This window comes from Candidatus Rokuibacteriota bacterium (assembly GCA_016209385.1).
Lineage (GTDB): Bacteria > Methylomirabilota > Methylomirabilia > Rokubacteriales > CSP1-6 > JACQWB01.
Genome location: JACQWB010000029.1, coordinates 1 through 10,980 on the forward strand (window position 1 = coordinate 1; position 10,980 = coordinate 10,980).

Annotated in this window: 10 protein-coding genes; all 10 read right to left on the minus strand. The window is 69.6% G+C overall.

All coding sequences use genetic code 11. From position 1 onward, the window contains the following. Positions 1-515: 515 nt before the first annotated feature. The 10 genes from HY726_01930 to HY726_01975 all read right to left on the minus strand — a co-directional run bounded on the left by HY726_01930 (position 516) and on the right by HY726_01975 (position 10,811). Positions 516-1,748, minus strand: a complete 1,233-nt coding sequence (locus HY726_01930) for a CoA transferase (protein MBI4607751.1) — start codon at positions 1,746-1,748, stop codon at positions 516-518. A 68-nt stretch (positions 1,749-1,816) separates the two neighbouring features. Further along, the gene (locus tag HY726_01935) at positions 1,817-2,002 is read right to left on the minus strand and encodes a CDGSH iron-sulfur domain-containing protein (GenBank protein MBI4607752.1); all 186 of its coding nucleotides are present in this window, start codon (positions 2,000-2,002) and stop codon (positions 1,817-1,819) included. Positions 2,003-2,060: 58 nt separating this feature from the next. Then, positions 2,061-3,698: a methylmalonyl-CoA mutase gene (locus HY726_01940; GenBank protein ID MBI4607753.1), complete on the minus strand. Its 1,638-nt coding sequence runs from the start codon at positions 3,696-3,698 to the stop codon at positions 2,061-2,063. A gap of 2 nt (positions 3,699-3,700) precedes the next feature. Then, the gene (locus tag HY726_01945) at positions 3,701-4,474 is read right to left on the minus strand and encodes an enoyl-CoA hydratase/isomerase family protein (protein ID MBI4607754.1); all 774 of its coding nucleotides are present in this window, start codon (positions 4,472-4,474) and stop codon (positions 3,701-3,703) included. Positions 4,475-4,726: 252 nt separating this feature from the next. Then, positions 4,727-6,067, minus strand: a complete 1,341-nt coding sequence (locus HY726_01950; GenBank protein MBI4607755.1) for a phenylacetate--CoA ligase — start codon at positions 6,065-6,067, stop codon at positions 4,727-4,729. Between the two features lie 147 nt (positions 6,068-6,214). Next, positions 6,215-7,117: a pyruvate synthase subunit beta gene (locus HY726_01955; protein ID MBI4607756.1), complete on the minus strand. Its 903-nt coding sequence runs from the start codon at positions 7,115-7,117 to the stop codon at positions 6,215-6,217. Continuing rightward, positions 7,114-8,295 (minus strand): pyruvate ferredoxin oxidoreductase, encoded by a 1,182-nt coding sequence (porA, locus tag HY726_01960; protein ID MBI4607757.1) that lies wholly within the window; start codon positions 8,293-8,295, stop codon positions 7,114-7,116. Before porA ends, HY726_01955 begins: the two co-directional genes overlap by 4 nt. A 156-nt stretch (positions 8,296-8,451) precedes the next feature. Continuing rightward, positions 8,452-8,571, minus strand: a complete 120-nt coding sequence (locus HY726_01965; protein MBI4607758.1) for a 4Fe-4S binding protein — start codon at positions 8,569-8,571, stop codon at positions 8,452-8,454. Further along, positions 8,552-10,117 (minus strand): FAD-dependent oxidoreductase, encoded by a 1,566-nt coding sequence (locus tag HY726_01970; protein MBI4607759.1) that lies wholly within the window; start codon positions 10,115-10,117, stop codon positions 8,552-8,554. The genes HY726_01965 and HY726_01970 overlap by 20 nt, the downstream gene beginning before the upstream one ends. A 1-nt stretch (position 10,118) precedes the next feature. Beyond that, positions 10,119-10,811 carry a 2-oxoacid:acceptor oxidoreductase family protein gene (locus tag HY726_01975; protein ID MBI4607760.1) on the minus strand — a complete coding sequence of 231 codons (693 nt, stop codon included), beginning with the start codon at positions 10,809-10,811 and terminating at the stop codon, positions 10,119-10,121. Between the last annotated feature and the right edge of the window lie 169 nt (positions 10,812-10,980).

Here is a 10,980-nt window from a genome sequence, read left to right on the forward strand (position 1 = left end):
GGGGACCACGATCGCTCTCGGCCTCCACCTCCGTTGCGCCGTCCCCACGTCTCTCACCCGCTCCCTCCTGGTTCGGCCCGCTGGCGACACCGATTCTAGCAGGATCCTGAAAAACTCGGCTCGAATGCTCCAGTCGTCCACCGGCATACGCGCGAAGCGCTCCGAGCGCGGGCTTCGCCCGCGCTACCAACTCGGGCCTCGCCTCAGTGTTGCTTACTCGGGCCTCGCCTCGCGCCGGGCCTGCCTCACGGCATGGCCGACGGCCCTCGGCTCGAACTGCCAGGCCTGCGGCTCGTCGGCAGCCCCTCGGCTCGAACCACCATTCCTGGGGGAGGCCTCGGAGGGGGACACCCACGCCTCCGGCGTGGGTACCCGGGCCCCCTCCGATTGTCCTTGCTCATTCTGCATTCGCCCGGGTCGCCAGCCGCGGGAGGGAGGAGACGTCGAACATGAGGGGGCGCCCGCGAGGCGCCGGCCGCCGAAGCTGAATCAGACCACGTGGGCGTGCGGACCCCTCAGATGACCCCCTCGCGCCGGAGGGCGTCGACCTGCCCGTCCGCATAGCCCAGGAGATCCCGGAGCAGCTCGAGGGTGTGCTGGCCCAGCGTCGGAGGTGGAGTGATCTTCTCGCCGGGGTTCTGAAACTTGAAGGGGGCGCCGAGGAGCTTCAACGGATTCCCCGAGGGCCCCTTGACCTCCACCACCATCTGTCGCGCCCGGGCTTGGGGAGAGGCGAGGGAATCATCCACCCGGTACACCGGGCCGGCAGGGATTCCTTCCTCGGCGAAGCGGCCCATCCAGTCCTCTCTCGGGCGCGAGGCGATCCGTTCCTCGAGGATCCGGATCAGGCTCTCCCGGTGCTCGCAGCGGAGGTCGTTGCTGGCAAATCGCGGGTCGTCGATCAGCTCCGAGAGTTCAAGAGCCCGGCAGAAGCCGGTCCAGAAGTGGTCGCCGTACACAGCCACGGCGAGATACCCCGTTGGGGTCCAGAAGATCTGATACGGGACCACATTGGGGTGTCCCGCGCCCTCTGGTCCCGGAACATTTCCCGAAGCCCAGTAGTAGTGGGCGAGGTAGTTGAGGAGCGAGAGCTGGACATCCATCATCCCGACATCAACCCACTCCCCCTGGCCCGTCGTCTCACGACAGTAGAGCGCCGCGACCAGTCCCAGGGCCGCAAAGACGCCGGCCCCCAGATCCCCGATGGGGATCCCCATCTTTACCGGCGCTTTGCCCGGCTCTCCTGTGAGGCTCATCCCGCCACCGACAGCCTGAGCCACGAGGTCGAACGAAGGGAGGTCGCGCCATGGGCCGGTCTGGCCAAAGCCCGAGATGGAGCCCAGGATGATCCGCGGGTTGACGGCCCTGAGGCGTTCATAGTCGAGCCCGAGCTTCGCCATAGTCCCGGGCCTGAAGTTCTCCACCACAATGTCAGCCCTGGCTACCAGCTCGAGAAAGATCCGCCGTCCTTCGGGGTGCCGGAGGTTCAGCGTGAGGCTCTTCTTCGAGACGTTGCCGCTCACGAAGTGGGCTGACAGCCCGTCCTGAAAGTAGAGCGAGACCTGGCGCATGGGGTCGCCGGTCTTGGGTTCCTCCACCTTGATGACCTCGGCACCGAGGTGGGCCAGGAGCATGGTCCCGTAGGGCCCGGCCATGTACCGGGTCAGATCGAGGATCCGGACGCCATTCAGCGGTCCCACGACGCCCCGCGGTTCCGGACTCGGCTCGGCCTCACGGCGTCGGGCCATCGCCCCGCGCCGCCTCCCATCAATCGAGAAACCCTCCTCCCCGGGGGCAGCTCACCGTCGGCTCCGTCTCACCCCTGAAACCCGTTTTTCTTGTGCGTGCCATCGCAAAACGGCTTCTTTGCCGAGCCGCCGCAGCGGCAGAGGTACGTGGCATCGGGTTTTGTGGGGAGCGCCTTGCCCTCGGCGTCGGTCAGCTCGACCTCGCCCTTGAGCATCAGGGGGCCATTGGTCAGTACGGTCACCTTCGTCGCCATCTGAAAACCCTCCTTCCCCGCCGGCTCCCACCGGCGGCCTGTGAGAAAAAGCAGTGAACTAAAACACCAGGGGCTCGCGGAACTCGCCGAACACCTGCCTGAGCCGCGCGACCATCTCGCCGATGGTCGCCCGGGCCGCCGCGGCCTCGAGGAAGTACGGCATCAGGTTGTCGTCCCGGGCGGCCGCCTCGCCGAGGGTATCGAGCGCCTTCTCGACGCGCCTCGAATCGCGGGCCGCCTTGGTTCGGGCCAGGCGAGCGAGTTGATGGCTGACCGTTTCGGGATTCTCCCGGAAGAACTCGCCAACCGCGGCCTCCTCAGTGCGGTCCCAGTTGACGCTCACGATCCGCCTCTCGCCGTGCTCGACGGCCTGTTGCCACCGATAAGCGCTTTCCGCGATCTCCTCCTGGACCCGGCCGGCCTCGATGGCTGTAACCATGCCGCCTTCCCGCTTAATCTGGGCGATCTTCTCGGCAATCGCCGCTTCCATCCGGTCGGTCAGATCCTCCAGAAAGTACGACCCGCCCAGAGGGTCCACCACCGCTGCAACGTTGGTCTCGTAAGCCAGGATCTGCTGGGTCCTGAGAGCCAGGAGGGCGGAAGCCTCGGTAGGGATCGCGATCGCCTCGTCCCACGCGCACGTGAAGATGGTCTGGGCGCCGCCCAGCACAGAGGCCAGCGCCTGGTAGGCGACACGCACGACATTGTTCAGGGGCTCCGGGCGGGTCAGCGTGCTCCCTCCGCACACCACGCCGAAGCGGAAGTGCCACGAGCGTGGATCCCTCGCCCCGAACCGATCGCGCATGAGCCGGGCCCACAGCCGGCGCATGGCCCGGTACTTGGCCACCTCCTCGAACAGGTCCGAGTGCGTGTAGAAATAGAAGCTGAGCCGCGGAGCGAAGGCATCGACTGGAAGGCCACGCCCCGTCACGTACTCCACGTAGGCAATGGCGTCGGCCAGTGTGAAGGCAGCTTCCTGCACGGCGGTGGCCCCGGCGTCCCTGAAGTGGGCGCCGGCAATCGAAATGGGATTAAAGCGCGGAAGTTCCCGGGAGGCGTACTCAATGGTGTCGGCGATCATCCTGAGGGAAGGCTCGGTGGGGAAGATCCAGGTGCCGCGCGCCACGTACTCCTTCAGGATGTCGTTCTGGATGGTGCCGGTAAGGAGTCGGGGCGCGATCCCGCGCTCCTGAGCGAGCACCAGATACATGGCCAGGATAATGGCTGCGGTAGCGTTGATGGTGAAGGATACGCTGATCTTCTCCAGCGGGATCCCTTCAAACACCGCGGCCACGTCGTCCACCGTATCGATAGCCACCCCGACCTTGCCGACTTCCCCTTGCGCCCGCGGGTCGTCAGAGTCGAGCCCCATCTGGGTCGGGAGGTCGAAGGCCACGGAGAGGCCGGTCTGCCCGTGCTCCAAGAGGAAGCGGTAGCGGGCGTTGGTCTCCTCAGGGGTGCCAAAGCCCGAGTACTGGCGCACGGTCCAGAGCCGCTCCTTGAACATCCCGGGGTAGATCCCGCGGGTCAGCGGAAAGTCGCCCGGAAATCCCAGGCGCTCGAGGTACCCGGCGGTGGCCTGCTCAGGCAAGTAGAGAGCCTCCAGCGGGAGGCCGGCGTGGGTGGTCGCGGGCTTCGCTCCGGCGTCGAGTCGCGCCCGCCAGCGGGCACGCGCCTCTTCGAACGGCGTGGCCATCGTCATTCGCCTCTGAACACCGGCGTCCGCTTCTCCATGAGCGCGGCGACCGCCTCACGGTGATCGGCGCTTCCCCAGAGCGTCGCGAAGCACTCGGCCTCAAACGCGGCTGCCTCGGCCCGGGACATCTCGGCGCTGTAGTGGAGCGCCCGTTTGGTGGCCCGCACCGCGGCCGCGGGCTGGGCCGCGGTCTGCCGGGCGAGCGACAGGGCGGCGGGCAGGGCCTCGCCGGCCGGGACCACGTCGTCTACGAGCCCGATCCTGAGTGCCTCCTCTCCGGTAAGGGCGGCGCCTGTCAAGAGCAGCCTGAGGGCTCTCGATCGTCCCACAAGCCTCAAGAGCCGCTGCCCCCCGCCCCATCCCACCATGATCCCGAGACTCACCTGCTTGAAGGCGATTCGCGAAGATTCCGATGCGATCCTGATATCGCAGGCCAGGGCCACTTCGGCACCGCCGCCCAGCGCCACCCCTTCGATAGCAGCGATCACGGGCACCTCCAGCGCCTCGAGCCTGGCCAGCACCGACTGCATCCGCCGGGCCATCCGTTTCCCGGCTTCGGAGTCGTCCAGGCTGAGGAAGTCCTTGAGGTCGCCGCCCGAGATGAACGTGCCGCGCGCACCCGTGACGACGACGCCTCTGAGGGAGTGATCGTGAGCCAGCCCGTCCACGATCTCTGAGAGGGCCTCGATGGTTTCGAGGTCCAGGGCGTTTTTCGCCTCAGGTCGGTCGATGGTCAGGAGGACGCTGCCGCCTTCGCGATCCAGACGCACTGCCATCAGACAACCACCCTCCCGACAACCGGTCTCAATCGCCACCGCCCAAACGCCTCACGAAGCAGCGTCACCTCGCCTCGGCCGGGATTCCTACCTCAGCGACGCGGGTCATCCAGGCCTCTCTGCGATGCGAGCCGATCCGTCGCGCCCCGAGGTCGTTCGCCTCATGCGGACCCCTCTGTCACGCCTTCTTGACCGCCTTGGGGGGCGCCTTCTTCGTGGATACCTTCCGCGGCGCGCAGCATCGGCCCTTCATCACTCCTCACCTCCTCCCTTCGCCGGCGGAGAATACTTCTCACGCCGCTGCCTGAGGTCGCGCACGCGCTGGGCCTTGCCGACGCTCCGCTCGAGCGTCTTCGGCGCCAGCGCCGTGACCTCGACGGTCAGCCCCAGGGCCTCGTGGAGCCTGCGGCGGATCTGGGCCGCGAGCGCGCCGACCGCTGTTGGCCCCGCGGCCTGCACCTCCGCGCGGGCCTCCACCTGGACCTCCAGGGTGTCGAGCGCCCGCTCGCGACGAAGGACGAGGAGATAGTGGGGCTCGGCGCCCGGGGTCTGCATCAACACGTGCTCCACCTGGGACGGAAACACGTTCACCCCGCGGATGATCAGCATGTCGTCCGTCCGCCCCGTGATCCGCGCGATCCGCCTCAGCGTCCTGCCGCAGGGACACGGCTCCGCGAGCACCAGCGACAGGTCCCGCGTCCGGTACCGGAGCAGCGGCAACGCCTCCTTCGTCAGCGTCGTGAACACCAGCTCTCCCGGCATGCCCGGCGGCACCGGTGCCAGGGTCTCGGGGTCGATCACCTCCGTGAGGAAGTGGTCTTCGTGGACGTGCATTCCGTTCTTTTCGAGGCACTCCACGGCGACGCCGGGCCCGATCACCTCGCTGAGCCCGTAGATGTTCAGCGCCGCCAGGCCGAGGCGCGACTCGATCTGATCCCGCATCGCCTCGGTCCAGGGCTCGGCCCCAAAGAACCCTACCCGGAGCTTGAGCTCACCAGGCTTGACCCCGGCTTCGGCCAGCGCCTCCGCCAGGTGCAGGCTGTACGAGGGCGTGCAGCAGAGGACCGTGGAGCCGAAGTCCCGCATGGCCATGAGCTGGCGCTCCGTGAAGCCGCCCGAGAGCGGAATCACCGTGGCCCCCAGCCGCTCGGCCCCGTAGTGGAAGCCCAGGCCGCCGGTGAACAACCCGTAGCCGTACCCGTTGTGGACCACGTCCCCGGGGCCCACGTTGCCGGTCTCCAGCGTGCGCGCCATCACCTCGGCCCAGACCTCGAGGTCGCTCCGCGTGTAGGCCACGACGATCGGCTTCCCCGTCGTCCCGGACGACGCGTGGATCCTGACGACCTCACGCTGCGGAACAGCCAGAAGGCCAAACGGGTAGTGGTCCCTCAGGTCCACCTTCGCCGTGAAAGGCAAGCGCTGGATATCGGCCGGCGAGCGGAGGTTCTCCGGCCTGATCCCCGCCGCCTTCAGCCGCTCGCGGTAGAACGGAACCCGCTCGTACACCCACCCCACCACCCGGCGCAGGCGGGCGAGCTGAAGCGTCTCCAGCTCCTCACGAGATAGCCGCTCGACGTAAGGAATGTCTGCCATGGCGATTCCCCTCCTGACCTCAGCGAGGCCCAAACCCCTCGACCCGCTCCAGATTGCTCGGAGGGGGGCTCCGCCCCCCTTCCGATGCCTCCCCCCTTCGATTGCGCGGGCCAAGCCCGCGCTCGAACCAGTTTTCGCCTCAGCCTGCTAGGACAATCGGAGGGGGGCGCCGACGCCTCCGGCGTGGGTACCCGCGTCGAGCAGGCGGGCCCACTCCAGGTCCACTGCCTCCTGGATCTGGCTCACCCCTTCCTCGGTCAGGTGCCGGTAGCGGGATTGGGCCGAGAGGTACTCCCGCACGGGCAGGCCGGCGGGCTCCCGCGTGATGCGGTAGCGCAGTCCATCCTCCACCTCGTAGAGCGGAAACAGCTTCGACTCCACCGCGAGGCGGACCACCCGCAGCGAGGCATCGTCGCCGATCCCCCACCCCGGCACGCAGGGGCAGAGCAGCTCGATGAAGCGCGTGCCCCTGAGCCCCTTGGCCCGCTCGACCTTCGCCACGAGGTCGTCAGGGTACGCCGGGCAGGCTGTGGCCGCATACGGGATCCGATGGGCGGCCATGATCTGCACGATGTCCTTCTTGCGGGTGGACTTGCCTCGCGGGGTCGACGTGGTCCGCGCCCCCCAGGGCGTGGCCGAGCTCTTCTGGTTCCCGGTGTTCTGGTAGCCCTCGTTGTCGAAGCAGAAATAGATGAAGTCCTCGTTCCGTTCGGCGGCGCCGGACAGCGCCTGCAGGCCGATGTCGTGGGTACCGCCGTCCCCGGCGAGGCAGGCGACGATGACCTCCTCGCCCCGGGCCCTGAAGGCGCGCGCGAGCCCCGACGCTGCGGCGGCCGTGGTCTCGAACGCAGTCTGGAAGACCGGAACCCGCATGGAGGCCAGGGGCAGAGGCCCGGCCATCACCGCGATGCACGAGGGCGGGATGACGACGACAGTTTGCGGGCCGAGGGCCTTGAGCACGAACCTCACCGCCAGGGCCACGGCGCAGCCGGGACAGGAGGCGTGCCCGGGGGAGAGCAGCTCGGTTTCGGGCGCGGCGAGGATGCTCATAGCGCCTCCTCGAGGATGGACCCGGGCGGTGGGCTCTGCGCCTTCACCGCATGGCGGCAAATCTGGACGATCCGGTCTCGGGAGACGTTGACGCCGCCGAGGCCGGCGATGAACGCGAAGACCTGAGGCCGGCTCACGCCGTGGGCGTGGAGCGCCGCGCGCACCTCCTGACAGATGATCCCGCCGCTTCCGACCGAGCAGTTCCGGTCGATCACCGCGACCTTCGGTACGTCCCCCAGGAGGCGGACGATGTCGGCGGCGGGGAATGGACGGAAGAGCCTCAGCTTCACCAGGCCAGCGGCGATCCCCTCCCTGCGGAGCCGGTCCACGGCCTCCCGGGCGGTCCCCGCGATGCCGCCTGCGGCGAGGAGCACGACCTCCGCATCATCGGCCCGGTAGGCTTCCACCCGTGAGTACGGCCGCCCGGTCAGCTCGCCATAGCTTCGGCCCGCCGCCTCAACGGCCTCGAGAGCCAGCTCCATCGCGGCCTGCATGGCCAGGCGGTTTGCACGCCACTGGGCCGGCGAAACGGTGCCCCCGAACTGGCGGGGAGCCTCGGGATCAAGGCGGACGGGGGGCTCGTAGGGCGGAAGAAACTCATCCACGAGCCCGCCCTCGGGCACGTCCACCGGCTCCAGCGTGTGGGAGACGTACATGGCCTCGATGACGACCATCGCCGGGAGGAGGACGGCCTCGGCGACGCGGAATGCCTGGAGGACCGAGTCCAGCGCCTCCTGCGCCGACTCGGCGTAGAGCTGGAGCCAGCCGGTGTCGCGCTGCGCCAGGCTGTCGGTCTGATCGGCCCAGAACCCCCACGGCGCCGCCAGGGTCCGGTTCACGTTCACCATCACGACGGGCGCGCGGCCTCCCGCAGCGTAATGGAGCATCTCGTGCATGAGTGCGAGGCCCTGCGAGGCCGTGGCGGTAAACACGCGCGCGCCAGCCAGGGAGGCGGCGATGCAGGCTGCCATGGCTGAGTGCTCCGACTCCACGGTCATGACGTCCGCGGCGAGTGCTCCCCGCTCCTGGAGCTCCAGGAGCTTTTCGAGCACGGGGGTCTGGGGGGTGATCGGGTAGACGGGAATCAGGCGGGGACGGGCCAGAAGCGCGGCGTAGGCGACGGCGTGGTCGCCGGTGAGGAGCATCCTCGTGTGCCGCTCTGCTACCGCCGTCAGCATCGGCTCATCTCGAGCCAGGCGGGTCCTGCCCCGGCGAGCAGCCCCAGCGTCGGCGCCCGGGTACCCAAGCCGAAGGCGTGGGTGCGCCCGGTGTGGGGGACCCCCCGGCGCCGGCGCTGGGGCGCCCCGCTCGCCGTGTCACCCGCCTGGCTCGGCTCATCGCTCGGGGACCATCACGAGGGCGCCGCGCGGGCACTCGCGCGCGCAGAGGCCGCACCCCTTGCAGTACTCGCCCAGGACCTCGTACCCGCTCGAGTCAACCCGTCGGATCGCCACGTCGGGGCAGAAGATCAGGCACGCGTCGCAGCCCGTGCAGGCTCCGCACGAAAAGCACCGCCGCGCCTCGCCGCGGGCCCGCGCCTCGCTCAGCCCGTTGGTCACCTCGACGAACGAAGCGACCCGTTCGGCCGCCGAGCGCTGATCTCGCTCGGCGCGCGCCAGCCGGGGAAAGGCGTCCAGGTTGATTTCGGCGAGGGCGACGACGCGGTGCGCCGTCGGATGCGGGGCGTTCCGGCCGGTCCTGCCCGCTCAGCAGCCTGTGGATGGCGCGGGCGGCCCGCGTCCCCGAGCCGACGGCGCGGGCAACCGAACGCGGTCCGGGAGCCATGTCTCCCCCCGCGAAGAAGCGGGGCCGGTCGGTCGCTCCGTCCTCTCCGGCTGCGACGATCCCCTGGTGGAGCCGGACGCCGGGAGGGAGCGAGGTCGCGTCGGGGACCTGGCCGATCGCGAGCAGGAGCGCGTCAGCTTCCAGGACGATCGCGTCCCCGTCGGAGAAGGCCGGGCGGATCGCCCCGGATTCGTCGAAGGAAAGCCGGGCGGGACGGATGCTCACCCCGGCCACCCGGCCTTTGCCGAGGAGGATCTTCTCCACGCCGACCTGATTGATGATCGTGGCGCCCTCGGCAATGGCCTGCTCCACCTCCTCGGCGACCGCGGGCATCGCGTCGCGAGCCTCCAGCGCGACGACGGTCACCGCCACGCCGAGTCGGACGGCGGTCCGCGCGACGTCCATGGCTGTGCTCCCGCCGCCGACCACGACCGCCCAGTCGCCGAGGCGTGGGGGGCGCCCCGAGTTGGCCTCGCGCAGGAACGCGAGCCCGTCGTAGACGCCGGGGCTGGCCTCTTCGGGAACGCCGAGACGCACCGGACACGGAGCGCCGGTGGCGAGAAAGACGGCCTGGTAGGAGTCCAGCGTCTCCCAGCCTACCGACCGTCCCAGGAGCGCGCCGGCGCGCACCGCGACGCCGAGGCTCAGGATGAACTGAATCTCCCTGTCGAGGACGCTCCGGGGGAGCCGGTAGGCGGGAATTCCGTAGCGGAGAAGCCCGCCCAGCTCGGGCATCGCCTCGTAGATCGTGACCCGGTAGCCGAGCCGGGCCAGGTGATAGGCGCACGCCAGCCCGGCGGGGCCACCGCCTACCACGGCAACCCGTTCCTGCCACCTGGCCCGGGGCGTTTCGGGTTGCCCGTGACGGAGGCCCCAGTCGCCGACGAACCGCTCGAGGACGTTGATCGCGACCGCCCCGTCGTACGCGCCGCGGTTGCACGCGGTCTCGCACGGATGCGCGCAGACCCGGCCCGTGACCGCGGGAAACGGATTCTCCTCCCTGATCAGCTCCCAGGCGCTCCGGAAATCTCCCGCTTCTGCCCGTGCGATCCACGGGGGGATCGCCTCTGCCGCCGGGCAGGCGAGCTGGCACGGTGCCGGGCGCGTCACGTACTGGGGCCGCCGCGTGCGCCAGCCCCCGGTCCTGATCTCGCCGGTGGTTCGACCGGGCTCAGACCACGCCAGTGATCGGGCGCCGCCCAGGTCCCCTGCCATCTCAGCCTCGCTCCGCGTCGAGCCTCGCGCAGACCGCGTAGGCCTCGCGGCAGGCGAGGATGTTCTCCTCCAGCCTGGAGGGGCTCCCCTCTCGCACGGCCTCGAGCAGCGTTTCCAGCGAAACCAACCCGGTCGCTCCCGCGAAGGCGCCGAGCATGGCCGTTGAGACGATCGGGCCGAGGCCCCACCGCATCGCGATGGACGTGGCGTCCACGGTCAGCACCCTGAGCGCCTCTCCCGCGCCGACTCTGGCTTCCCGGATCGCGGCGCTTGCCGTCGCATCCACGGCCACCACCCGGGTGACCTCCACCGGGAGAACGCGGGTGAGCGGCGCGTCGACGAGCAGACTGCCGCCCTCGCGGATGCCGGCGGTCACGTTCGGCTCGGCAAGCAGGCTCGGATCCAGGACGATGACATGGTCGGGGTGCTCGATGTCGGCGCGGACCCGGAGGGGCCGGTCAGCCACGCGCAGGAACGCGGTGACCGGCGCGCCCCGCCGCTCGCCGCCATAGGCCGCAAAGGCCTGGGCCCAGCGGCCCGCCCTGAAGAAGGCGCCGGCCAGGATCTGGCACCCGACCTGGGCGCCCTGCCCGCCGCGGCCGTGGATCCGGATCTCCAGCGTTACTCCCTGCTCTCCGGGATCCGAGGCTCCCGATGAAGAGCGTCCGGCGACCTGTGCGGACCCGCAGCTCATTGGGCTACCTTCCCTCATGCGTCAGCACCGTCCCTTCGAGCGCGGGCTGGGCCGGCGCAATCAACTCGGGCCTCGCCTCGTGGCTCTCCTCGCCTGCGGCTCGTCGGCAGCCCCTCGGCTCGAACTGCAACGGGGGAGGTTCGGAAGGGGCGGGTACCCGCGCCACACC